This is a genomic window from Carboxydothermus islandicus, assembly GCF_001950325.1.
Classification (GTDB): domain Bacteria; phylum Bacillota; class Z-2901; order Carboxydothermales; family Carboxydothermaceae; genus Carboxydothermus; species Carboxydothermus islandicus.
The window spans coordinates 92,494-117,811 of sequence record NZ_BDJL01000038.1 but is presented as its reverse complement, the minus strand read 5'-3'; the positions used below and the strand labels follow the sequence as shown (position 1 = coordinate 117,811).

Here is a 25,318-nt window from a genome sequence, read left to right as displayed (position 1 = left end):
GTAAGGGGGAGGAAAATGGCTGCGGTTAAAATTGGACTTCTGGGTTTTGGCACGGTGGGCCGGGGAGTTTATAAGGTCCTACAAACCCACCGGGAAAAAATTTATAACACCTTGGGTGTAGAAGTGGAAATTGCCAGGGTTTTGGTAAGAAATCTCGAAAAGTATCAAAAAACTTATCCCGAGCTTTCAAATTTATTTACCGAAGACCCCCGGGAGGTAATTGATGATCCGGAAATCAAAATTGTAGTTGAAGTAATGGGCGGAATTAAACCGGCTCTGGATTACGTTTTACAGGCAATGCGCAACGATAAAAGCGTAATTACCGCCAATAAAGACATGATTGCCGAACATGGCCGCGAACTTTTTGCCACGCACGAAGAACAGGGAGTAGACTTTTTATTTGAGGCCAGTGTGGCCGGGGGAATCCCCATTATTAGAACCTTAAAGGAAAGCCTTGCGGGAAACAATTTTAAAGAAGTTATCGGAATCATCAACGGAACCACCAATTATATGCTTACCAAAATGTCATTATACGGTGCTCCCTATGAAGAGGTGCTAAAAGAAGCCCAGGAAAAGGGCTATGCCGAAGCGGACCCTACTTCCGATGTGGAAGGGTTTGATGCGGCAAGAAAGCTTGCTATCTTAGCATCCATAGCTTTTAACTCCCGGGTGACTTTTAAAGATGTATATGCCGAAGGGATTACCCGGATTACTCCCATTGACATTCAGTACGCCCGGGAGCTGGGTGGAGTTATAAAATTGCTGGGGATTGCCAAAGAAGATGAGGAAGGGATTGAGGTAAGGGTGCATCCTACCATTATTCCCCAGAGCCATCCTTTAGCAGCGGTTAATGATGTTTTTAACGCCATTTTTGTGGAAGGGGATGCGGTGGGACCCCTGATGTTTTACGGGCGGGGAGCCGGTGAACTTCCAACTGCCAGTGCGGTCATAGGCGATATTATCGAGGCGGTAAAAAATATCCGTCACCACGATACCGGTCGAATTGGCTGTACCTGTTACCTGGAAAAGCCGGTAAAACCTATCGGGGAAATTAGCACCAAGTATTATATTAGACTTGTGGTGGAAGATAAACCCGGGGTTTTAGCTTCGGTTGCTCAGGTGTTTGGTAACCAGGGGGTTAGCATTGCTTCGGTTATCCAAAAACGTTCTATCGAAGATTTAGCTGAGCTGGTGGTTATGACCCACCGGGTAAAAGAGCGGCATATCCGGGATGCGGTTTCCATCTTAAAAGGGATGTCTACGGTACGAGAAATTGCCAACGTAATAAGAGCTGAGGGGGATTTTTAAATGCGCTGGGAAGGAGTAATTAAAGCTTACCGGGAGTATTTGCCAGTTACCGAAAAAACTCCCCTGTTAACCTTAAACGAAGGTAATACGCCGTTAATTTACGCACCTTATCTTTCCCAAAGGGTAGGGGCTAAGGTTTATCTTAAATTTGAAGGAGCAAACCCAACCGGCTCTTTTAAAGACCGGGGAATGGTGGTGGCGGTTGCCAAAGCCATGGAAGAGGGAGCCCGGGCGGTAATTTGTGCCTCCACCGGGAATACCTCGGCGGCAGCGGCGGCTTATGCGGCCAAAGCGGGTTTAAAGTGTGTGGTTTTAATTCCGGAAGGGAACATCGCCCTGGGGAAGTTAGCCCAGGCGTTGTTTTACGGAGCAAAAGTAATTGCCATTAAAGGAAATTTTGATGAAGCCTTAAAATTGGTGCGGGAAATTGGGAAAAATCATCCAATAGCTATAGTTAATTCGATAAATCCCTACCGAATTGAAGGCCAAAAGACAGCAGCCTTTGAAATTTGCGACGTTTTGGGGGATGCGCCGGACTACTTGTTTATACCGGTGGGCAATGCCGGAAATATTACCGCATACTGGCGGGGGTTTAAACAGTATTATGAGCTGGGTAAAACTAAAAAACTTCCTAAAATGATGGGGTTTGAAGCGGAAGGAGCAGCGGCCATTGTTAAAGGGGAGCCGATTCCCAATCCCGAAACAATAGCTACTGCCATTAGAATAGGCAATCCGGCAAGCTGGCAGGGAGCGGTAGCAGCGGCCAATGAATCGGGAGGAAAAATTTCCTATGTAACCGATGAAGAAATTATCGAAGCTTACCGGCTTTTGGCCAGAAAAGAAGGTATTATGGCCGAACCAGCTTCGGCGGCCAGCGTGGCGGGATTGTTAAAGTACCGCCGGGAGCACGAGTTTAACCGGGACGATGTGGTGGTCTTGGTTTTAACCGGTCACGGGTTAAAGGACCCGGACAATGCTTTAAAACAAAATGCCAATCTGCCGGCAGTGGTGGAGCCGGATTATAATGAAGTTTTAAAAATTATCTTATAAGGTGTGATTATGGTTTGCGTACTTATTCCAGCAACTTCGGCAAATTTAGGTCCCGGCTTTGATGCGGTGGGGATGGCTCTTTCCTTTTACAATGAAGTAAGTCTCGGGCCATCGCCAAAGGAACTGGAAATAGAAGTTTTTGGTGATGGGGCTGAATTAATTTCCAGGGATAAAAATAATCTTGTTTACGTTGCTATAACTAAAGTATTTGAGAAGTTAGGAAAAACGCCCCGAAATTTAAAATTAACCCTGAAAAATCGAGTACCGTTAGCCCGGGGACTTGGCAGCAGTGCCGCTGCTATTGTTGGTGGTTTGGTAGCAGCGAATGCTTACCTGGGGAATCCGCTGCCGAGCGATGAACTTTTACGGCTGGCTACGGAGTTAGAAGGCCATCCCGATAACGTAGCACCGGCTCTTCTTGGCGGGGTGGTGATTTCCGGTTTCGACCGGGATAAAGTAAAATATCTTAAGCTTCCCGTTCCCGAGGTAGAGGTAGTGGTTGCTATACCCAGGTTTCAGTTAAAAACCGCCGATTCCCGGCAGATACTGCCGGCGGAAATTCCCTTTTCCCGGGCGGTTCTAAATGTTAATCGGGTTTCCTTTTTAATTGCTGCTTTTTGCTTAAAAAAGTATGAATATTTACAAATAGGCATGGAAGATTATTTGCATCAACCCTACCGCAGTCAACTGATACCCGGCTTTTATCAGGTAGTAGAGGAAGCTAAGAATGCCGGAGCTTACGGAGTAGCTTTAAGCGGAAGCGGGCCTACGGTAATTGCTTTAGCTAAAGAGGGTGAGGCGGTAGGCAGAGTAATAAAAGAAGCGTTTTTAAAATTTAATGTGGAAACTGAAATTATCTATACCCGTCCGGAAAATCGGGGAGCTATTGACTTAATAAATTACAAGGGGGAAGGAGATTGTTAGTAGTTCAGAAATACGGCGGCAGTTCCGTAGCTAATCCCGAGAGAATAAAAAATGTGGCACGAAGGGTTGCCGAGTATTATCGGGCAGGACACCGGGTGGCGGTGGTGGTGTCTGCCATGGGAGATACCACCGACGAACTTTTAGATCTTATGGGAGAAATAAGTCCAAACCCTCCGGCCCGGGAAGTTGATATGCTTTTATCTACGGGGGAACAGGTTTCCATTGCTCTTTTGGCTATGGCTTTACACGAAATAGGGATACCAGCCCAGTCTTTCACCGGGTTGCAGGCCGGTATTTATACCGATGAAGTACACACCAAGGCGCGAATTACCGAAATTAACCCGGAAAGAGTTATCGCTTGTTTAAATTCCGGTAAGGTAGCTGTGGTGGCCGGCTTTCAGGGAGTAAATCAAGAGGGCGATATTACCACCCTCGGCCGGGGAGGAAGCGACACCACGGCGGTGGCTTTGGCAGCGGCCCTGAAGGCTGATATTTGCGAAATTTATACCGACGTGGACGGGGTTTATACGGCAGATCCCCGGATTGTGCCCGATGCCCGGAAAATTAAAGAGATATCCTACGAGGAAATGTTAGAACTGGCAAGTTTGGGGGCGGTGGTTTTGCAGCCCCGTTCGGTCGACTTTGCCCGGAATTATAAAGTGGAAGTTCACGTAAGGTCAAGCTTTAATTATAACGAAGGTACGGTTTTAAAGGAGGAAAAAGATTTGGAGAAAAAGGGTGTTGTAACGGGAGTTGCCCATGATAAAAATGTGGTTAAAATCGGGGTTTTTGGCGTTCCCGATCAGCCCGGGGTGGCGTATCGCTTGTTTTCCGAATTGGCCGCCCATAACATTAACGTTGACATGATTATCCAGAGCGCCGGAAAAGAAGAAGGACAAAACGATATATCTTTTACCATTGGAAAAAATGACCTGGCAAAAACTGTAGAAATTTTGGAAGATGTAGTCAAAAAGCTTTCCGCCAGAGGGTATACTTATGATGAAAAGGTGGCCAAGGTGTCGATTGTTGGCGCTGGAATGGTTACCTATCCCGGGGTAGCAGCCAAGATGTTTGAAGCCCTTTATGAAGAAAATATCAATATTCAGATGATCAGTACTTCCGAAATAAAGGTTTCCTGCATTATCGCTGAAGATGCGGTGGAAAGAGCGGTAAATGCCATTCATAAAAAATTTGAGCTAAGTAATTGACAAATAGTTTTATCCTTTATAGAATTAATTTCAAGTAAATAGCGAATAGCGAAACACTCTTATCGAGAGCGGCGGAGGGACTGGCCCTATGAAGCCCGGCAACCGGCCTTTCAGGCAAAGGTGCCAAATCCTGCAGGAGGATAATCCTGAGAGATAAGAGGAGGAAACCAAAGCCTCTTCTTGTCGGAAGAGGTTTTTTTATTTAAACACCAAAATCAGGGACGGTTCTTTTTTTAGGCGTATAGACGCAAATATCAGAACCGTCCCTAAATTAGGCGGACGTCCCTAAATTAGGCGGAAAGAAAGGAGAGATTGCAATGAAATTTGCTACAAAAGCGCTGCATGCCGGACAAAAACCGGACAGGGAAACCAGAGCTCGGGCGGTTCCCATTTATCAAACCACCTCATATGTCTTTGAAAGTACCGAGCATGCTGCAGCATTATTTAATTTGGAAGGTGGCGGTTACATTTATACCCGCATTGACAACCCAACCACCGAAGTTTTGGAAAACCGCATTGCGGCTCTCGAAGGGGGTATTGGAGCTTTAGCGGTTGCTTCCGGTCAGGCGGCAATCACCTTTGCCCTTTTGAATCTTGCTTCTGCCGGGGATGAAATTGTTGCTTCTTCCAATCTTTATGGCGGAACTTATACCCTGTTAGCCAATACTTTTAAATTCTTTGGCATAAATGTCAAGTTTACAGAAAATGTTGAAGTGGAATCATTTGAAAAATTAATCACTCCCAAAACCCGGGCCCTTTATGTGGAAACCATCGGCAATCCCGGACTTACCATTCCCGACTTTGAAGCTTTATCCAAGCTTGCCCAGAGCTATAAAATACCGCTGGTGGTGGACAATACTTTTGCAACTCCTTACCTCTTCCGACCCATTGAATATGGAGCCAATATTGTTATCCACTCTCTTACCAAATTTATCGGGGGCCACGGGGTGGCGATAGGCGGCATCATTGTCGATGGAGGAAATTTTGACTGGGCAGCCGGGAGTTTTACCCAGTTTACCACTCCTGATCCCGCCTATCACGGCATGATTTATACCGAAAAGTTTGGGGCAGCGGCGTACATTGCCAGGGCCCGCACTCAGTTTTTACGGGATATTGGCGCATCTCTTTCTCCTTTTAATGCGTTTTTAATACTACTTGGAGTAGAAACTTTGGAGCTCAGAATGAAAAAGCATTCGGATAATGCTCTTAAAATTGCTGAGTACTTAAAAGGGCACCCGAAAGTTACCTTTGTCAATTACCCGGGCCTTAGCGACCACCCTCACTATAACCGGGCCCAGAAATACTTTAAAAACGGATTTGGGGCAATGCTTACTTTTGGGGTAAAAGGTGGACGCGAAGCCGGGAAAAAAGTAATAGAAGGGGTAAAAATTTTCTCCCATCTTGCCAATGTGGGGGATGCCAAATCATTAATCATCCATCCCGCTTCTACCACCCACAGCCAGTTAAACAGTGAAGAACTTTTGAAGGCCGGAGTAACAGAAGATTTAATTCGTTTGTCCATTGGCATTGAAGACGTTGATGATTTAATCCAGGATTTAGATAATGCTTTAGCACAGGTGTAGGAGGAAAAATGAACGGCTCGGTTGGTATTGTGGAAACCAAGAAGGTTACTTTTCCGGAAATAACTTTAGAATGCGGCGAAAAAATTTCTCCGGTAACGGTAGCGTATGAGACTTACGGCGAACTGAACGAGCGGGGAGATAACGCGATTTTGATTTTACATGCCCTAACTGGAGATGCCCATGTAGCGGGAAAACACCGGCCTGAAGACAAAGTGGCCGGCTGGTGGGACCCCATGGTGGGACAGGGAAGGCCTTTTGACACCAGTAAATACTTTATCGTTTGCTCCAACGTTTTGGGGGGATGTTACGGGACTACCGGGCCTTCTTCAATCAATCCCGCTACCGGGAAGCCCTGGGGCATGAGCTTTCCCATTATCACCATTAGAGACATGGTTAATCTTCAGTACATGCTGGTGCGCCACCTGGGGATTACGAAAATCCTGGCAGCGGTGGGCGGCTCCATGGGGGGCATGCAGGCTTTAGAGTGGGCTTATATGTATCCTGAGATGTTAAAAAGCGTTGTGGCCATTGCTACCAGTGCCCGCCTCTCCCCTTTTGGTATAGCTTTTAATGCGGTAGGCCGGGAAGCCATCATGACCGATCCCGAGTGGCGGGGTGGTGATTATTACGGGTTTGAGGGCCCAAAAAAAGGTTTAGCTTTGGCCAGGATGATTGGGATCATAACCTACAAAAGCGATATTTCCTGGCAGTACCGTTTTGGGCGAACCCATACTTATGAAACGGACCAGGAGCTTTTCAGCCATACTTCCCGCTTTGAAATTGAAAATTACCTTTACTATCAAGGAGATAAATTAGTAAAGCGGTTTGATGCCAATACTTATTTGTATCTCTTAAAGGCTATGGATTTGCATGACATAAGCCGGGGGCGGGGACGCTACCGGGAAATTTTAAAGGAGCTGAAAACGCCCCTGTTAGCAATTGGTATTGACACCGATTTTCTTTACCCAACCTATCAGCAAAAGGAAATTGTAGAAGCATTGAGGGAAGCCAAAAAAGAGGCTTATTACTGGGAACTTTCCTCTCCTCACGGCCACGATGCTTTTTTAATTGAGTTTTCCAAAATGGCGCCAATCTTAAGTAACTTTTTGGAGTATGTGGCTGGCCGGAGGGCGACAATTAACTTTTAAAGAAGACTGTGGTAAGATAAAAGAAAAACAGAGGAGCAGGCAATGCGGTACGAGGAAATAAATTTAGGTTACGACAAAAATCTGGTCAGGTATTATTTAACCGGGTACGACAAAGTATTCAGGTTTTACCATTACAACCCCTGGAATACCCGAAGCTTTTATGATAGGGCAGATTATTTAAAAGATAAGAGTAATCCGGAAGCTCTCTATAATTTATTAAGCTCTTACCTGAAAAATTTTGCACTTGACCAAAAGGTTGTGGAAAATCTCGACAAAATCAAAAAGGGAGCATTTATCGTCTTAACCGGGCAGCAGCCGGGCTTTTTAACGGGACCCTTGTATACCATCTATAAAGCAGTTCATGCAATTATTGAAGCAAAACGACTAAGCGAATTGCTAAATCACGAAGTTGTGCCCCTCTTTTGGATTGGCAGTGAAGACCACGATGTGGAGGAGGTAAATTTTCTCTACTTCCCCGGAAAGGAGGGGCCACAGGAAATAAAAATTGAGTTTGGCGACTTACGAAAAATCCCGGCTGGACTGAGGCCAGCAAAACCTGAAACTGTTGAAGCTATCGAGAAGTTCGAGAGCCTTTTACCCAATTTTGATTACAAAGAAGAAGTTTTTACGGAAATTAAAAAAGCTTATCATTCAGCCAATTTAGGCCAGGCTTTTGCCCGCTTAATGTTAAAACTTTTTGGTAAATACGGTCTTTTAGTTTACGATGGCCTAAACCCGGAATTTAAAAGGGTTACCATAGACTATCTTAAAAATGCTTTTTTAAAGAGAGATGCTATTGAAAAGGCTTTATTTAAAGCATATACCGAACAGCAAAATTTTGGAATTGAGCCGCAGCTTGACCCCTGTCCCAACCACTGCAATATGTTTATCTTTAAAAACGACGAAAGAATTGCTTTGGAAATGGTCGGGGAAAAGGTGGTAAGCCGGGACGGAGAAGTAAGCTTTACCCGGGAAGAGTTTTTGGAGTTTATGGAAACAAACCCGGAAAAGTTAAGTCCGAACCTGGTAGTCAGGACTTCAATCCAGTCGTTAGTTTTTCCGGTACTGGCATATGTGGCCGGTCCCGGAGAAGTCGGTTACTACGGCATGTTAAAAGAAGTGTATGAAATAATGGGTACCAAAATGCCGGTAATTATCCCCCGGTTTACAGCAACTTTAATTGAACCGCGGGTGGAGAAAGCTTTAAAAGAATTTGCCCTTTTACCGCAGGAAATTTATCAAGATTACGAAGGGGTATTCCACCGGGTATTAGCGCAGCTCGACAACCTTGGAATTGACGATACCTTTAATACCTTAAAAGAAAGTATCAATTCGGCTTACCGGACCATGCAGGAAAAACTTGCTCCCTTAGGGGCGGATTTTCAAAAGCTTACCGGAGAAAACTTAGGAAGGGTTATGGCCCAGGTGAAGTACCTGGAGGAGCGGGCGCAAAAATACCATCGAGAAAAGAACAGTAAATACATTGAAAAATTGCGGTATCTAAAAACAAACTTCCTGCCCGAAAATGATTGGCAGGAGCGGGTGTATAATATTTTTTACTACCTTGCCAAATACGGATTTGCTTTATTAGAAAAACTCTTGGAAATTCCCTTTAATGCCGGAAAGCATTATTTACTATACCTGGAATAAGATAAAAGGTTCTGTGCACTTGACATGTAGCTGTTTTCTCTTTAAAATATAAGATGTCTCCAGTGAATGTCGGGCTGTGGCGCAGCTTGGTAGCGCACTACCTTGGGGTGGTAGGGGCCGTGGGTTCAAATCCCGCCAGCCCGACCATTGAAAGTAAAAGCTCCCGCAAGTGGGAGCTTTTTTGTTTACTGCATCCTGGGAAAGATTTAAGCCCATCCGGTAAACCGGGTGGGTTTTTTGTCGTGTTTCCGGCACGGGTGCAGCCTCACGGGCAAAAGTCCCGAACGGCAGAGGTAGTAGTAGCCGTTAGATTATACAAAGCGAGGTGAAAGCTATTGGTGACCAGCGGCAACCTCCGGCCCGAGGAACACGAACCTCATATAAGGTCATGCAATCAGATTTATAAATTACATAATAAAGATTCCCCACGTTGATATAGCCAACTTTATATTTCTCATGGTAAAACTATGAAATCCGTTTTACCTCTGTAAAATCAGGAAAGAATAGTGTATTGACACTTATTTCATGAGTAGATAATATAAATACTGTTATACCCCCATGGGGTATGATCTACAAAATCTTTTCTGGAAGGAGTATTTAACATGAGTAGTGCAGACCCTATTATTACAACAAGTCAAAAGCATTCTGCAATACCTTTTAGTTGGTTAATTACAGGTGTTATGATGATTTTAGTTGCTCTTGCATTTCATTTTATTTTACATGGTGGATGGCTTGCTTCAATTGGTGTAGCATTAATGGCATGGCTTGCCTTTGAGAACGGGGGTAACGATATTTCCAAAAGTGTTTCTACCCTTATCAGTGGCGGGGTTACAAATTACCGTACAGCTATCATGAGTGGCACTATTGCAACTTTAATCGGGGGATTGACATCAGCGTGGGCAAGTCGGCAAATGGTTAAATTGTTTTCATCAGGTCTTTTAGATGAAACCAATTTTCCCTCATCTATTGCCCTGGCTACCTTAATAGGAGCAATTCTATGGGTAGCTATTGCTACGCGAATTTCGATGCCTGTTTCAACTACTCACGCGATTACTGGTGCTATCATAGGAGCAGGAGTTCTCTCTCTTGGGGTTGAGCACATCAAGTGGGGAGCGTTGTACAGCAAGGTAGTCATTCCGTTACTAGCCAGTCCTGTTATTTCGATCACTATTGCTTATACTTTATGGAATATCATTATGAAACTGCCTGAAGGTCGTTATCTGCGTTCAGTACATTTCTTATCGAGTATGTTTGCTACGTTTGCAAGAGCAGTAAATGATACGCCTAAAATTGTGGCCCTCGGTTTCTTTATCACGGTAACAACTGGGCTTGATGCGTCGACGATTACGCCTTTATTTTTCATTACTGCAATTGCAATGGCACTGGGCAGTTATGTTAAAGGTCTACCAGTGACACATCTGCTTGCTGAAAAAATTACAAAAATGGACGACCGTGAAGCATTAGGGGCTAATTTAACTACTGCTTTACTTGTCAGTACAGCGTCTAAACTGGGTCTTCCTGTATCAACGACCCATGTTATTTCATCCGCAATTATCGGATTCGGACTCAAGAAGGGATCAGGGGAAGTTTCCTGGCGTGTGGTTAGAGATATGGTACTTTCTTGGGTGGTAACGCTTCCAGTTGCCGGGATTTTTGCTGCAATTCTTTTTCTTATATTCAGAGGGTAAGACTCCCTGCTACTTTCGGTTACAGTTTAACTTAGCTTAACTGCTATTCACACCCCAACATATAACTTCAATTTTAGACCTTTTTAGACCTTGCATCTGCAAACTACTTGCGCTCAGCTTTGGCCAGGCAGTTTTTTCACTGCCTGGCCATTGGCATAATGTGCGCCCGGCATGGGTGCTGCCTCACGGGTAAAAATCCCGAACGGCGAAGGCAGTAGTAGCCTTTAGTGCAGATGAAGAAAATTTTCTTAATTGACAAAAATTTTTTAAAAATTATCTTGATGAAAAATAAAAAATGTGAGTATAGTAATAAAAGGGAATACATTCCTGATAATGTAATTGAAGGTAGTGGTTCCACAGGTGTAAGGTGGGGGTTTGGTCACCTAGCCAGCGGTCTAAAAGGTCCATAAGGGAAGGTGATATACAGTGAAGTTAGAAATTTTTTTATTTTACATCAGTATTATTGTAGGGATAATTGGAATAATGCTGGGAATTCGTGTGAAGTATCGCTGGTATTGGTTGGCAATTTTTGCTTTTTATAACTTTAGCTATTTAACGGGATTTTCTCGGTTGTTATTTTTAAGCATTGTATGGATTTTACTTTCATTAACGTTTGGTCATTCTTTAGGTTTAATTACAAGCTTCAAAAAAAGCGTCATAGCTTCCTTTTTGGGTTTAGTGTTATGGGTTATATCAAGTCTATTGATTGATGATTATTGGCTATTCTTGTCTGTGCAGAAAATTTATAATTTATTGGGGTTATATTAGTTATATCGGAGAAATTAAATGCAAAAAGCTTTTTTCCTGGCTTTTTTACTTCCATTTTTATTAATAAAGTCCTTTCATATAATCATCATAAAATTTTTTTAATGTAATTCCATAATCTCCGAAAGCATTAAAAACTTTCTCCTTAAAGTCTGCAAGGGCTATTTCATCAGTACAATATAAAAGGTCTCCTGTATATAATACTTGATGACAAATATCTAATGGGGCTTTGTTTAAGTTGACAAGATCAATATTATCCCGTCCGAAAATCTGGCTGATGTCAGATTCAATCTCGAGTTCTTCAAAAAGTGAAGGGCTATTTTTGAATAACATTGCAAAATCAATATCGCTGTTGATACGTTCAAGCTCGGTGCCATAAGATCCAAAAATATAAAGTGCTAAAATGTTTTTATTTTGTTCACAGTATTTTTTTAATTCTTCAATTTGCCCTTTAATATCATTCAAATTCCTTTTCATCTAAATCACCTGTAATTAAAGTGAAAGAATAAACCACCGGATTTTCTTTTTATTATACCAGAATTTTAATGGTATTAAACAAAAATTTTCAAAAATATTCCAAATAATTTTGGGTTTGAGTCCATTAAAGTAAGCATTTCTTACATTTCATCTCCAGAGCAGGTAGAACGAAGGATTCAGGGGAAGTTTATTGGGGGAGTGGAATAAAAATGTGGGTTATTGAAAAAAGAGCATATTATTTTTTTGTAGCATTAATTTTACTAAGCCTTATTACCGGTTGTACTGAAACCAAAAATACCACAAAAAAACCGGTTACCGATAATAGAACGGTTAAAAACAAAGTATATAAAGCTGATAAATCGGAAAGTCCAGAACTAAGTGACTTAGAAAAAAACTTAAAAGAGTTGGCGACAAAATATGTATTGGCTAAGTATAAAGGAGATGAAAAGACCTTTCAGGTAGCAAATTTCGATATTGCACAATCAACTTATGCACTAACCTACTGTATTGTGATTGACATAATTATACAAGCTATTGTGGTTTTAACAGCTCAAAAGCTTGGGCTCAATCAATTGCACGTCAAGCGATGTTATAAATTTTGGGGTGGATAAATTTGAAAAAAAGATTTCTAATAATAGTAGTTTTTCTATTTATTATATTTATCTTTGTAGGGAGCGGATGCTCTCAAAAGGAATTTGTGCATCAAAATCCTCCGTCTAATAAGGCAACAGGAGAATCTAATATAGTAGACAACGAAACCATAAAAGAAAACAAAAATCCTTATGCTGATGCGATTATAACACTAAAACCTCCTTTTGGAAGAATCGGAGATGTAGTTTTAGTGGGTAATGATTTGTATATGTGTGTAAGTGATAATACAGAATTTACAAAAAATATCATTAAATATAATTTACAAACGAAGCAAACGGAAAAAATATTTACTTCGGAGTTTGATGATCCTTCGGTACAAAATCTTATGATCAATGACAGATGGCTTATCTGGACCGATTCAACTGCAGACGGGTTGCTTCACCGAATTTATGTCAAGAATTTAAAAACAGGAAAAATAAAATTAATTGCAAAATTGGCCTTTAAGGGACTTACCCCAATTTCACCTTTTTTGTATGAGGATTTTATTGCCTGGGTTGAACCCACCCGCTACGATGGCAAGTATTTTAACGGAAAAGTAGTGTTATATAATTTAAATAACCACAAAACAAAGGTTGTTAGTAAAATTAGACAACTTGGTTTATATAACAATTTTATTTACATTAATGACAACAAAATACTTTGGACGGACTCGTACGATGGTAAAGGATATTATAAGTTTTATGATTTAAAAACATACAAGATAAAAACCTATGAGTCGAAATATTTATACCCGGGATATGCGAAATTTGCCGGGAATAAAATTTATTCCCTAAATTTTAATAATATTAGGGATTGGACTTCTCATAAATTTGAAGAATATGATATTAAAAATAATTTGTACACAAGTATTTCGTCTGGTTACATAAACGGGTTTAGTTTAGGAAAAAAATATATACTGGTAATGAACAGTCAAAATTTATTAGAATTATATTCTATGGATAAATTGGAATGGATACCGCTCGAAATAAGAGTTGATTCAATTATTGAATGTAATGGTAAGCTTGTGGCAACATTTAATGAGATAGATCTAACTACAACCATATATATTATTGATTTAGAAAAAATAAAATCAAAGGGTTAAGCCGTCTGATAAGTAGCATGGATTTATACAAAAAATTAATTTTGGTTCGGATAGATTTTTCTATTCTGTATAAACAATAATGCCAAAAAGAAAACCGGCCGCATAAGTGCGACCGGGCACGATTAGAAACCAGCATCCTGAGCTGCTAACCTAACCACCTCAGCATGCAGCTTTATTTTGAAAAATTTTTGGAAATTTTAGAGAAGATAATTTGCTAAATAACATAAAAAAGGAGAATTAAAGAAATGACGAAAAAACTTATAATTGTTTTTACCAGTATAATAATATCGTTCTTTTTTTTTATATTGCTATCTAATCACAAAACAAAAAATATAGATGGAAAATACGAATTTAATCTGAATGATCTCATTTTGGTAACTCCAAGATTATCTAAAGGTACAGTTCTTGATCATTTTAATAAGATAACGTTAAGTGATCTTAACCTGCCTAACAATACATCGATGGGAGATTACTGTTTTGATGGTGACAATGTTTATGTATCCGTAGATTTCTATGGAAATTTTGGTGAAGTAAAAAAAACACAGGTTATTAGCTGTAATTTAAAAAATCATCAATGTAATGTTTTGTATGAAACTAAGGAAGGGCTACATGGTCTTGCGGAACTTTCGGTTTCAGGAAACTATTTATTTTGGGAAGAAGAGGGTAATTATACCAGAATAATAAAGTATGACCTGACCAAAAAACAGTTTGAAAAAATTTACGAAATAAATTTTGCTCCATTACTTATTGAAGCTAATAATAATTTGTTAACATGGTTTGAACCAGATAAGAGAAACACTTCTGAATTAATACTAAAGATTTATAACTTCAATGATAATACAACGAAAGAGAGGAACAACATTTATATACCACATACATATTTGCGGGCAATTATTAATGAAGATTACTTAACCTATCTTCAAAAAGATGCTGCCGGTAATGTTTATCTCCATAGTGAGGGCTTAGGTAATAAAAAAGATACATTATCGATAAAAATACCAGAGGAATTCGAACCCTTTAGCGTAGAGGGGAATCAACAATTTGTGATATTTCGAGGGAAATATTTTAATCAGGAGCTATTTATGCTTAATAAAAAGAACGGGAAATTTTATAAAATTGATTTTTCGAAATATGTAAAAAATCTTTTTTCATATAAAATCCAAGGGGACAGAATTCTCCTTATTGATTCAATAAGTCATAATGCCTTCATTTATAATATTAAGACAAATAGCTTGGCAAAGCTTTTGCAAACGACCTCAATAGATTCAAAAGCTTTTGTCTTAGACAAAGGACATAAGGGGAAATTCGGAATAAGTTATGGAGATTCTATTTTATATATTGAAAAGTAGAATGAATTAAAGTTAACAGCACCGGCAGCAGTAAGAACCGGTGCGAATGCCGTAAAGGGGTAAATATAAATGGGGTCAATCTTAAAGAAAACGATGGTTTTTTTTATAATTACCACTATTTTAAGTGGTTGTTGGCCGAATGTGGAGCGAAACAAGAAAAACTTATTCCGTATTGATAATTTTCAGGTAAAGATAACTCAATATCCTTTGCCTGAAGGGTTTTTTCGTCCTTTCTGGATAGGTGGAACTACGGTTTTTGCCCAGCAAGGGCAGGATTACCCGAAAAAGTTCATATCCCTTTACGAAAGTAAGGATTTAAAGAATTATAACGTGGTGGTACAATTTTCAAATCAATTTGGTCAGTTTTTTATTAACCCAAAAAATAACAAGGAGATTTATTTTATTTCTTATACCGGAGAAAAAGGAGTTTATAAAAGTAAGGATGGGGGAAAATGGCATAAAATTTTTCAAGGCAGAGTTGAAAAAATAATTTTTGACCCCAAAAGCCCTGATACTTGTTATCTTATTCAAAATAAAGAGCCTAAAGGGGTTAAAGTTTTTATTAGCCGAGACGGTGGAGAACATTGGAATTTCAAATTTTCTGTGCAGGAAATTTTTTATGCTACCCAATTATTTATTAATTCCCTAAACGAAAAACAAATTTATATTACCGCACGTAATGGGCTTTGGGAAAGCTTAGATGGAGGGAAACATTGGCAAAATGTTTTTTTATATGGTGAGCCCCGGGGCATTGCTTTTGATCCAGTAGATTTAAAAAATCTTTATTTTATCGATGGTAGAGGTTTATATCGCTTGAGAGAAGGAAAAATTGAAGAAGTAAAACTTCCTGCAATACATCAAGAAGAAGAGATTTTGGCAATTAATGGAAGAGATGATACTAAAAAAATTTTTGTGTTAACTTTAAAGGAAATAAACAAATCACATTATGAAATTAGTTTATATCAAATTTATGAGAATAAAGCCAAGATTATAGCATCGTTAGAAAACAGTGAGCGAATTTTGGAAGAAATTATTTTCGACAGCGAAAATCCCAATAATCTTTATATTTTTAGTTATAAAAATTTATTTAAAATAACTTTGAAATAAAAATAGATATTGTTTTTTTGTGGTTTACAAATACTTGGAATTGCGGTGATATTATGAAATTAAAGAAAAGCTATATCCTGCTATCAATTTTAATAACATTATTTATAATAAGCATCTTTATATATAAAAACCAATCTGATGAAAGTGTAAAAGTTGCATTATTTTTTCCACGATATACACCTAAATATGGTGAAAGACTTGAAAAAGTGTACCGGAAAGTAAACTTAAAATCAAGAGAAACTACCGCTATTGCCAATGAATTAATAATATTTATTAAATGGCCCTAATAAAGAAGAAAAAGAAAAAGGATATTTTAATTACTTTATACCGGGTACTAGTGTACTTAATATTTATAAGAAAGAAAAAGTGTTATTTATAAATTTTAACGAAAATTTTGCCGAACAGAAAAGGTATGATTTTTTAATTCGATCTGGACAAATAATTGAGACATTTCAGAGCAATAAGAAATTAATTAAAGATATTAAAGAAGTGAAATTTTTAGTAAATGGCCATCAATTGGTTGGAGTAGATTTAATGAAATAAATGAGGGTAACAGGAAATATTTTAACGCTAATTGGCCACCTTTAGCTCCAATTATGAGTTGAAGTTACAAATTTTTTTAGAAAGGGTGAAATTAAATGAAAAAAGTCTTTTTTCTGGCTTTTTTACTGCCATTTTTCTTAATAAGTTGTACTACAAATAAAGTTCCAACTGAATCTAAATTACTTGACCTTTCTTCAAAATATTATGGATATGTTTATGGGACATTTAATCACGATTATTCGGTAAGACTTTTTGAATTTGGGCAGATTATCAAGAAAGCTTCGGAAGTTAAAAATGAAAGGGATATAGATTACTTAAAGGGAAGAATTGATGCTTTTTTACTGGGAAGGCCCGGAAGTTTTGGGAAAATAGTTTCGGTTAATAAAGAGTACTTAGATAAAATAATAACTCCGGAATTACAGCAGCCAATTTTTAATCTATTAGATGTAATGGAACTTTATATTAGCAACCTTGAAAAAATCGTTGAAGAAAGAAATTTTCAAAAATTAAAACAATTACAAGAAGAGCTAAAGGAACTATACCAGCTTGAAAGAACAATCAATGATAATAGATACAGTAATCCTCAAGATAAAGAAATGTATTTAGCGGCTATCCAAAAAATGGTGAAAATCATGAAAAAATAAGGTGGTTTACGTTTGAGGGAGTCCCACCTTCAGTTTGGAAAAAGGGACGTTTTGATTGTATGAGCTATGATCTTATTAAAGGTCTATTCAGTATCATGGTTATTGGACTGATAGCCATCATAGGAATATTTGTATTTATAGATTGTCGTAAACATAACTGGAGTTTTTTGACCTTTCTATTTTGGGAATTTTTTGCAGCATTTTGTTTTCCTCCATTTGGTTTGATTTATTATATTTTTTACAAAAAAGAACATGGTTTTTAAACGAAAAAATGTTTACTGCCTCCTGGGAGAGATTTAAGCCCATCCGGTAAACCGGGTGGTTTTTTGTTTTAACGATAAAACTATTGGCAAACATTAAGGTTTTTTATGACCAGTTGGGCAGGAAAAAAAGAAAACCTGCCGAAATAAAACACTGTTACTGATGTTAATCTGGGTAAATAAAGGGGAACGGTTAAAATTATATTTTGGGAAGATTATAAATATTCAAAAGAAATACATTTTAAGAAAATTAAGCCAATGGGTAAGGGGGGAAGGAAGCGGTATATAGTTAAAAGGTTTATCTTTTGGTGGCTAAGTGCATCTTAAAAACAGGGAAACAAAAAGTTAAAGGGGGGTATTAATTCATGTCGATGCTTGACAAAACCTGTAACGAATTTTTAGAAGCTTTAGCTTCTAAAGCTCCTGTGCCCGGTGGCGGTGGAGCGGCTGCTCTCGGTGGAGCTATTGGTATGGCTCTTTCCAACATGGTAGGGAACTTAACGGTGGGCAAAAAGAAGTACGCCGATGTTGAGGATGAAGTAAAGGAACTCATCGCCCGGGGAAGCCAAATTATTGAAGAGCTAAAGAGCCTGGTTGACAAAGATGCTGAAGTATTTGAGCCTCTGTCCAAAGCCTATGGTCTTCCGGCGGAAACGGAAGAGCAGAAAAAAATCAAAGAAGAAACCCTGGAGAAGTGTTCCAAGGATGCTTGCTCGGTGCCTATGGAAATTATGCGTAAGGCTTTTGAGGGGATTAAAATCCACCAGCGCATGGGTCAGATTGGCTCCAAACTGGCTATTTCCGATGTAGGCTGCGGGGTGGTTTTCCTTAAATCGGCCCTTATTAGCGGTATGCTCAATGTTTTAATTAACCTGAACACCATCAAGGACCAGGAATTTGTGGAAAAAACTAAAGCGGAAATGGAGCATTTACTAAATGAAGGCAGCAAAATTGCCGATGAGACTCTGGAGTTAGTGATAAATCAAATTAAAAAATAATTCATTATTAATTTGAGGTAATTAGTAGCAAAGGGGGAGAAAAAATGGCAGAAAGACTTACTGGTAAACCGGTGGCCGATGCAATTAAAGAGGAGTTAAAAGGAAGGGTAGCCGATTTAAAGGCTAAGGGGATTGTGCCAAAGCTTGGTATTGTCCGGGTAGGAGCCCGGTCCGATGACCTCTACTATGAGGGCGGAGCCAAGAAAACCTGTGAATCCATCGGTATGGAATACGAGGTGTTTGAATATCCTCAGGACATTGACCAGGAATCCTTTGAAAAAGCTATTACCGAAATTGGAGCAAGGAAGGATATTCACGGTATTCTCATGTTTAGCCCGCTGCCCAAACATTTAAACGAGCGGAAAATCCGCTCCCTGATTCCCGTGGAAAAGGACGTGGATTCCCTTACTTTAGGTAGTGCCGGTAAAGTTTTTGCCGATGACCCTACCGGCTTTCCGCCCTGTACGCCTACGGCGGTCATGGAAATACTTAAATATTACAACATACCTTTGGAGGGTAAGAGAGCGGTTGTCCTTGGTCGTTCTTTGGTAGTGGGCAAACCGGCGGCCATTCTTCTTCTGCGGGAGAATGCTACCGTTACCATCTGCCATTCCCGCACCAAGAATCTACCGGAAGTATGCCGGGAAGCGGATATTTTGGTGGCGGCGGTAGGCCGGGCCAAGATGGTAAAAGAAGATTATGTCAAACCCGGAATGGTGGTAATTGACGTAGGGATTAACGAGGATCCGGACAACCCTGGTAAGTACTGTGGCGACGTTGATTTTGAAAAAGTAGAGCCGATTGTCGATAAGATTACTCCGGTTCCCGGTGGGGTAGGCTCGGTAACGACGGCGGTACTGTGCAAGCACACCGTTAAAGCCTGCGAAATTTTAAATGGCTTGGCTTAAAACTAAAAATGTTGTTTATTTGGCCCCTGGTTTAAAGTTAAGACCAGGGGCTTTAAAATTTTACCAGGAAAGTTTTTGCAAAATGTTGTAAAAAATAAGAAAATATTATAAATTTATCATGAGTATAAATGTAAGAATTTGGGGGGAGGAGTTGTTTTTGATAGATGACCAAAGGTGGTGGGTTATGTATTTTCCATCTAAAAAAAGCGTGATTTTTGGGGGATTAATATGGGGTGGATTAACTATTGGGCTTATAGTTGCAATTTCTGAATTGGATTGGGTTACGATATTAATATTTTCAATAATTTTAATATTCTGGGGTTGGGTTTGGTTCAGTACCGGTTATAAAATAGAAGAAGACTTTCTGGTAATAAAATCTGGCCCTCTTAAAGCGAAAATTCCAATTAAAGAAATTACTAAAATTTATAAAACGCGCAGTCCGGTATCTTCTGTAGCGCTTTCTTTAGACCGTCTGGCTATTGTTTTTGGGAAAAATTATGATGAAGTAATTATTTCACCGGTGGATGAGGACAAGTTTATTGATGAGCTCAGAAAAATAAATTCTAAAATTATTGTTGCAAAGTGAGGTGTTCTATGCTAAGTAGAATGGATAGTTTTGAAAAATTAAAAACCTTCTTGATGATTACTACTTTACTGATTATTTTAACCTTTGCAGTAATTGTTTATACATTGGCTTTACAAAATAACAAGTATCAATCTGTAAGTGAAAATTTAGCAACAGGCTATGCCAAAATGCTGTCCGGGGATATGATTGGTTTGGTTGAATTACTAGAGCGGGCAGAAGAGAAAAATTTTGAAGCCAGTGATTTATGGGGAATTTAGCTGGGAGGAATTCAGCGCGGCAGTTAGCCGTTATTTAGCAAATTAAAAGGGAGAGTGTAAGATGGATCTAAAAAGAGTTTATGCCTTTGGAGTATTATTTTTGTTAATTATTTCCCTCTATCTCGGTTATTTACTTTATGACTGTTCCAAGCTTCGGGAAAGAGAAATTACCGCCAACACAGGAGAATATTTTTATACCGACTTAAACGGTGACGGGCAAAAGGAAAGAGTTGCAGTTAAAATGTATAAAAATGAAGGCTCTTTTGATACTTTTACCATAAAAGCTGGAAATACAATATATAACGGTGAAGGGGACAATCTGCGAGGGAATGTTTATCTTATTGATTTAAATCCGGATGATAAGGTTAAAGAGCTTTTAATCCCGGAAGACGGACCGGGTAACGATTATAAAGCCCTAATCTTACGAATGGAAGGTACTAAAATTTTACCTTTTGGGGTTGTTTATGGTGGGCCGGAATACCAGGTAGTACCCGGGGGGATTAAAGCCATGGTTCGTGGAAAGCTACTCCATACCTGGTTTTATCCGGTGACCTATGAATTAAGAGACGGTTTCTTAAAACGGACAGAACAGAAATGGTACTACATGGGAGCAGATGTTACAGTAATTCAGGATATTTATCTTTATAAAGACCGAGAAAGGAAAGACCTAATTAAGTTTGCGGCGGGAGAGAAAGCTACTATTCTTATAACCGATGATGAGCACTGGTGCCTGTTAGAAGATGAAAAAGGTAAAACCGGCTGGCTTTACCTTGATGGCTATGATACCGTCCAACTTACCGGGAAATCCGCCCGGGAGTATCTAAGTGGCTTAAATTATGCCGATTAGTTTTGAACATAAACCTATCCCTTTTAGGATAGGTTTTTTTAATAAATTTGGGTAAAAAATTTTCGTAAAGTAATATTAGATAATTGTTAATTACTAATATAAGTAGGAAACATGTGATAACAATAACATTTCGCAATATTGAAACTTTTCTGAAAAAATTGTAAAATATTTAAAAAGAGAAAAAGAGGTAATTATATGGAGAAAAAAAGCGGCAAATTAATAACAAATCCCAAAGACCGGCTGGGTTTTCCCCTGAGCGCAAAGATTGTTTTTTTAATAAACGTTATTTTTACCATTGCCGCTTTTATCCTGTTACCATCGCGTTTGGGGGATGAGCTATCCCTGTGGGTTTTTTTGTTGATTCCCATGTTTTTATTACCCCTCTACCTTGGCTGGAGTGGATTCTGGGTATTTTTAGCTTACATTATTGTTGTTTATGTTGCAGCACATCTTTCCGGGAATTTGGGAGTAGAGTTTCATACTTTTTTAGAGATGTTTTCCTTAATTTCCGGTGCTTTTACCTATTGCGGAGAGCAAGGATTTTATGAAATAGTTGCTACTTTGGGCGAATTATAAATGGGATCCATAATCATTTAAAGCCTATCCGTATTTGGATAGGCTTTTTTTGATAAAACCTCACTGTAAAATCTCTTCAGGAATATTTTTTAGCCTTAAATAATTAGACTAAATGTCCTAAAAAACTTCTGGAGTGTCGCTTTGTTCTTTTACATAAGATTTATTAATTATTTACTAAAAAAACATACAATTGGTTTAGATAAGGAACTTAAAAGCTAATAAAAATTTCTTTTTTGTGCATTCTCATACAAAATTGAATAACTAATTGACATATAATTAACTATGCAATATTTGTGTAAACTATTGAAAATAAATTGTACATATAGTACAATTACAGGTAAGAAATAGAAAATATTACCTTATTGAAGGATTTGTGGCAAGAAATGTTTTCGGGAGGTGTTTAGTGGGATGTTTGGGGGAGGAGTATTAGCAAAAGAAAAAAAGAACGATAGTCAAAAAAATGACATAAATATTATGGAAATTCGAGAGTCTTTTGTTATATTGGAAAAGCAAATCGAGAAAGTTATTAATTTAAGCGAAGCAGCAGTATTAGAAATGGGACAAGCTGCTGAAGTTAGCATGAAAATGGTCAAAAATAGTAAAGAAACAATAGCCAAATCCCTTCAGGAGGTATTAGAGTTAAACCGGAAAAGTATTGAAGCAATAGGTGCAGTAGTAGATGAAAATGCGCGGGTATTAAAAGAGGTCGAAGAATACTTGCACACTTTGGTAGAAAAAGTTGACGGAATCTTCCGATTTTGGGGGAAGGATGGACAGGAAAGATTGGTAGAACTTTTAAAAAACGTAACCCGAAAAACCCGGGTAGTGGCTTTAAATGCTTCCCTTGAGGCAGCGAGGCTGGGAACGTCCAGTAACAGTTTTACGGTTGTGGCTCAGGAAATCCAAATTTTAATAAGTAAAACTTCCGAAGCCATTGAAAATTTAGCTGAGCATAATAAGGTATTTGAGAAAAAGGTAGATGAATTAACAGAACATCTGGGGGAATTAGAAGATTATTTTTTAACTCAACTTAGAGCTGCTAATAGTAAAATAAGTGAAAGCGGTAGGATAAGTCGCGAATGGGGTGAAAAGACCAAAGAAATATTTAAAAGTGCTGAAGTTGCTTTAAATGATTTAGAGGATGTCATTCTTCAGGGAGCTGTTAACTTTCAGTTTCAAGATATTATTGCTCAGCGCTTAAACAATGTAATTAAAAGTTTAAAAATAATTGATGAGTATCTCCAAAACGGAGAACAGGGTGAGTTATTAAGCAAAATTGAGGCTTTGTATACTTCAGAAGAAGAGCGAGATCTTCACCAAAAGGTAATTAATGGTTCTTTACCAGCGCAGGAAAGCAATTTACTAAGTAATGTAGAGTTTTTCTAAGTAGTAGTAAACTACGGATTGCACTTGATGTTAGTGGGTGTAGAAAATGAAGATGAGGAGGAATTAATATAAACAATGGGTAACACCTTTCTTAAAATGGAGGAAGAATTTTTATGGAGAATTCTTGAAAAAGAGCAGATGCCAATAGTAGTTTGGACCCTGGATGGGAAAGTGGTTTGGTTCAATCGCTATACCCAGGAAGTAATTGATTTAAAAATTGCTGAACAAAAAGACAGGATAGATGTAAGTTTAATAATTCCCCAAAATTTGGTGAACCTCATAATAGAGCATCTGGATGATTCAGAAGATAAAGACTTTTACTACAAATGTGAAAGTCAGATGGTATTGAAAGATGGTAGAATAACTTACCTTATGTGGCATAACCATATTATTTGTGATGATGAAGGGAACAAGTATATCGTTTCCACAGGTGTGGACATTACAGATTTAAAAAACATAGAAAAAAGGCTTGAAAAAGCCGACAAAGAACTTCTTGCGGTTAACGAAAAATTAATGGCAAAACAAGCTGAACTGTTTGCAATAAATGAAAAGCTTCTGGCTCAGGAAGAAGAGTTAAAGGAGCTGAAAAGAGGGGAAGAACGTTACAAATTAACGGTTGAAGGAGCAAGTGATGGGCTATGGGACTGGAATTTGGTTACCGATACGGCATATGTATCTGAGAAGTGGAAAGATATCTTTGATTCTGAAAGTGAAGTAATAAACAACTACTACGAAAAATGGCTTAAGGCTATTCATCCCAGAGATATTAAAAAAGTTATAAATAGCCTACGTAATCACCTTGAAAAAAAGACACCATTTTACTTATGCGAGTTCCGAATTAAAACAAAAAATGGCAAGTATAAATGGATTTTAAGCCGAGGGAAAGCTTTGTGGGATGAAGAAGGTAAGGCCATAAGAATGGCAGGGTCTCACACGGATATTACTTTAAAAAAGGAAATGGAAAGCAAGTTGGAATACATGGCTTTATATGACTCTTTAACAGGTTTGCCAAACCGTAATGTTTTTATGGAAAGGCTAAAAGTTGCGATGATGGATGCCAAAAGGTGTAGCAAGAAACTTGCAGTGTTTTTTGTGGACCTTGATAACTTTAAAAATATTAACGATTCTTTTGGACATCTCTTGGGGGACAAGCTGTTGAAAAAAATTGCTAAAAGGCTGATTATGGGTGTACGACATACAGATATAGTTTCCAGAATAGGCGGCGATGAGTTTGCCATTTTGATGCCAGATATAAATAATCTTGATGATACAGTTATAGTTGCCAGTAGGATATTAGAGCTGCTAAATCAACCAATAAAGATTAGTAATCATGAGTTGTATGTTACTGTAAGCATAGGTATTGCCATATATCCTGACCATGGCAAAAACGAGAGAGAATTACTTAAAAATGCGGATATAGCCATGTACAAAGCTAAGAGAAAAGGAAAAAATAATTTCCAGTATTTTGATATAGTCATGAAGAGTGAGGTAGATTTGGTCAATTTAATAAAAAGTGATTTAAGAATGGCTTTGGAAAAAGAGCAGTTCTTTCTCTATTACCAGCCTCTTGTAGATGTAAGGACCGGTAAAGTAACAAGCATGGAAGCCCTGGTGAGATGGCAGCATCCTAAAAAAGGGTTGCTAAGTCCCAACCACTTTATTCCTATTGCTGAAGAGACGCGGCAGATAATACCTTTAGGTGAGTGGGTCTTAAGGAAAGCTTGCATGCAAATGAAAGAATGGCTTAACATGGGATATTCCGGATTAAGTATTGCGGTAAATATTTCAGTACATCAGTTAGAGCAACTAAATTTTGCGAACAACGTGCTTGCAATATTAAAAGAAGTTGAGCTTGATCCCCAATACCTGGAACTGGAGCTTACTGAAACTGTCCTGGTAAGAGAGATGGAAATAGCAGCGAAGAATCTTTATAAGTTAAAGGAAGCGGGGGTTAAAATAATCGTTGATGATTTCGGAGCGGGAAACAGCTCTTTAAGATACCTTCAGGAATATATGGTTGATGGTTTAAAAATTGACAGGTCATTTGTGAATGAGATAACGAAAGATGTAAATAAAGCTATTATAGATGCGGCTGTTCTATTAGCCCACAGGATGAAACTTAGTGTAGCTGCTGAAGGAGTAGAAACAAGAGAACAGCTTGATTATCTCATAAGATGTGGTTGTGACAAAGTTCAAGGCTATTATTTTAGCAAACCTTTACCTCCAGATGAGGCTACTCAAATTGCTCAAAAAGTATACCAAGACTTCATTCCTCAAGTCAAGAAAGGTGGTGCCCGGCAAATCAGTTAACCGGGCTTTTTTTT

At 38.7% G+C, this 25,318-nt stretch carries 23 protein-coding genes, 1 tRNA gene, 1 pseudogene and 1 riboswitch; of the genes and pseudogenes, 24 read left to right on the top strand and 1 reads right to left on the bottom strand.

The annotated features are described in order from the left end of the window. Window positions 1–15 precede the first annotated feature (15 nt). The 10 genes from ciss_RS07110 to ciss_RS07055 all read left to right on the top strand — a co-directional run bounded on the left by ciss_RS07110 (window position 16) and on the right by ciss_RS07055 (window position 11,327). Window positions 16–1,308 (top strand): homoserine dehydrogenase, encoded by a 1,293-nt coding sequence (locus ciss_RS07110; protein ID WP_075865588.1) that lies wholly within the window; start codon window positions 16–18, stop codon window positions 1,306–1,308. Then, complete coding sequence (thrC, locus tag ciss_RS07105; protein WP_075865587.1) at window positions 1,309–2,358, top strand: threonine synthase; 1,050 nt, start codon at window positions 1,309–1,311, stop codon at window positions 2,356–2,358. It abuts the gene before it with no gap. Between the two features lie 9 nt (window positions 2,359–2,367). Continuing rightward, window positions 2,368–3,282, top strand: a complete 915-nt coding sequence (thrB, locus tag ciss_RS07100; protein ID WP_075865586.1) for a homoserine kinase — start codon at window positions 2,368–2,370, stop codon at window positions 3,280–3,282. Beyond that, window positions 3,276–4,490 carry an aspartate kinase gene (locus ciss_RS07095; protein WP_075865585.1) on the top strand — a complete coding sequence of 405 codons (1,215 nt, stop codon included), beginning with the start codon at window positions 3,276–3,278 and terminating at the stop codon, window positions 4,488–4,490. The genes thrB and ciss_RS07095 overlap by 7 nt, the downstream gene beginning before the upstream one ends. 56 nt (window positions 4,491–4,546) lie before the next feature. Further along, window positions 4,547–4,650, top strand: a riboswitch (SAM riboswitch). A gap of 157 nt (window positions 4,651–4,807) precedes the next feature. Further along, window positions 4,808–6,073 (top strand): O-acetylhomoserine aminocarboxypropyltransferase/cysteine synthase family protein, encoded by a 1,266-nt coding sequence (locus tag ciss_RS07090; protein ID WP_075865584.1) that lies wholly within the window; start codon window positions 4,808–4,810, stop codon window positions 6,071–6,073. An 8-nt stretch (window positions 6,074–6,081) separates the two neighbouring features. Further along, window positions 6,082–7,221 (top strand): homoserine O-acetyltransferase MetX, encoded by a 1,140-nt coding sequence (metX, locus tag ciss_RS07085; RefSeq protein WP_075865583.1) that lies wholly within the window; start codon window positions 6,082–6,084, stop codon window positions 7,219–7,221. Window positions 7,222–7,263: 42 nt separating this feature from the next. Then, complete coding sequence (gene bshC / locus ciss_RS07080; RefSeq protein WP_075865582.1) at window positions 7,264–8,871, top strand: bacillithiol biosynthesis cysteine-adding enzyme BshC; 1,608 nt, start codon at window positions 7,264–7,266, stop codon at window positions 8,869–8,871. A gap of 70 nt (window positions 8,872–8,941) precedes the next feature. Next, window positions 8,942–9,018: transfer RNA gene (locus tag ciss_RS07075), tRNA-Pro, on the top strand. Between the two features lie 455 nt (window positions 9,019–9,473). Beyond that, window positions 9,474–10,559, top strand: a complete 1,086-nt coding sequence (locus ciss_RS07065) for an inorganic phosphate transporter (RefSeq protein ID WP_075865580.1) — start codon at window positions 9,474–9,476, stop codon at window positions 10,557–10,559. A gap of 426 nt (window positions 10,560–10,985) precedes the next feature. Continuing rightward, window positions 10,986–11,327, top strand: a complete 342-nt coding sequence (locus tag ciss_RS07055; RefSeq protein ID WP_075865578.1) for a hypothetical protein — start codon at window positions 10,986–10,988, stop codon at window positions 11,325–11,327. 60 nt (window positions 11,328–11,387) lie between these two features. Here the strand turns inward: ciss_RS07055 and mntA are convergent, their stop codons facing one another. Continuing rightward, window positions 11,388–11,801 carry a type VII toxin-antitoxin system MntA family adenylyltransferase antitoxin gene (gene mntA, locus ciss_RS07050; RefSeq protein WP_075865577.1) on the bottom strand — a complete coding sequence of 138 codons (414 nt, stop codon included), beginning with the start codon at window positions 11,799–11,801 and terminating at the stop codon, window positions 11,388–11,390. Window positions 11,802–12,010: 209 nt separating this feature from the next. On the opposite strand from mntA, the gene ciss_RS07045 reads away from it, so the two are divergent. The 14 genes and pseudogenes from ciss_RS07045 (at window position 12,011) to ciss_RS06970 (ending at window position 25,304) form a co-directional block, all read left to right on the top strand. Continuing rightward, complete coding sequence (locus tag ciss_RS07045; protein WP_075865576.1) at window positions 12,011–12,412, top strand: hypothetical protein; 402 nt, start codon at window positions 12,011–12,013, stop codon at window positions 12,410–12,412. A gap of 2 nt (window positions 12,413–12,414) precedes the next feature. Continuing rightward, window positions 12,415–13,533: a hypothetical protein gene (locus tag ciss_RS07040; protein WP_235837267.1), complete on the top strand. Its 1,119-nt coding sequence runs from the start codon at window positions 12,415–12,417 to the stop codon at window positions 13,531–13,533. Window positions 13,534–13,778: 245 nt separating this feature from the next. Then, complete coding sequence (locus ciss_RS07035) at window positions 13,779–14,882, top strand: hypothetical protein (protein WP_075865575.1); 1,104 nt, start codon at window positions 13,779–13,781, stop codon at window positions 14,880–14,882. A gap of 69 nt (window positions 14,883–14,951) precedes the next feature. Beyond that, a complete protein-coding gene (locus ciss_RS07030) occupies window positions 14,952–15,989 on the top strand; it encodes a WD40/YVTN/BNR-like repeat-containing protein (RefSeq protein WP_075865574.1) in 1,038 nt (345 codons plus the stop codon). 282 nt (window positions 15,990–16,271) lie between these two features. Continuing rightward, window positions 16,272–16,532, top strand: a pseudogene (locus ciss_RS13845) (GerMN domain-containing protein); the annotation flags it as partial. Window positions 16,533–16,627: 95 nt separating this feature from the next. After that, the gene (locus tag ciss_RS07015) at window positions 16,628–17,176 is read left to right on the top strand and encodes a hypothetical protein (protein WP_075865572.1); all 549 of its coding nucleotides are present in this window, start codon (window positions 16,628–16,630) and stop codon (window positions 17,174–17,176) included. Between the two features lie 625 nt (window positions 17,177–17,801). Continuing rightward, complete coding sequence (locus ciss_RS07005) at window positions 17,802–18,434, top strand: cyclodeaminase/cyclohydrolase family protein (RefSeq protein WP_075865570.1); 633 nt, start codon at window positions 17,802–17,804, stop codon at window positions 18,432–18,434. Window positions 18,435–18,478: 44 nt separating this feature from the next. Then, complete coding sequence (locus ciss_RS07000; RefSeq protein ID WP_075865569.1) at window positions 18,479–19,342, top strand: bifunctional 5,10-methylenetetrahydrofolate dehydrogenase/5,10-methenyltetrahydrofolate cyclohydrolase; 864 nt, start codon at window positions 18,479–18,481, stop codon at window positions 19,340–19,342. A 157-nt stretch (window positions 19,343–19,499) separates the two neighbouring features. Beyond that, window positions 19,500–19,928 (top strand): PH domain-containing protein, encoded by a 429-nt coding sequence (locus ciss_RS06995; RefSeq protein ID WP_166504000.1) that lies wholly within the window; start codon window positions 19,500–19,502, stop codon window positions 19,926–19,928. Between the two features lie 8 nt (window positions 19,929–19,936). Further along, window positions 19,937–20,185, top strand: a complete 249-nt coding sequence (locus ciss_RS06990) for a hypothetical protein (protein ID WP_075865568.1) — start codon at window positions 19,937–19,939, stop codon at window positions 20,183–20,185. Window positions 20,186–20,246: 61 nt separating this feature from the next. Next, window positions 20,247–21,032, top strand: a complete 786-nt coding sequence (locus ciss_RS06985; protein WP_075865567.1) for an SH3 domain-containing protein — start codon at window positions 20,247–20,249, stop codon at window positions 21,030–21,032. Window positions 21,033–21,227: 195 nt separating this feature from the next. Next, window positions 21,228–21,608, top strand: coding sequence for a hypothetical protein (locus tag ciss_RS06980; protein WP_075865566.1), 381 nt, complete (start codon window positions 21,228–21,230; stop codon window positions 21,606–21,608). A gap of 408 nt (window positions 21,609–22,016) precedes the next feature. After that, on the top strand, window positions 22,017–22,994 hold the full coding sequence (locus tag ciss_RS06975) for a methyl-accepting chemotaxis protein (RefSeq protein WP_075865565.1): 978 nt from the start codon (window positions 22,017–22,019) through the stop codon (window positions 22,992–22,994). A 75-nt stretch (window positions 22,995–23,069) separates the two neighbouring features. Beyond that, complete coding sequence (locus ciss_RS06970; protein ID WP_075865564.1) at window positions 23,070–25,304, top strand: GGDEF and EAL domain-containing protein; 2,235 nt, start codon at window positions 23,070–23,072, stop codon at window positions 25,302–25,304. Window positions 25,305–25,318 lie beyond the last annotated feature (14 nt).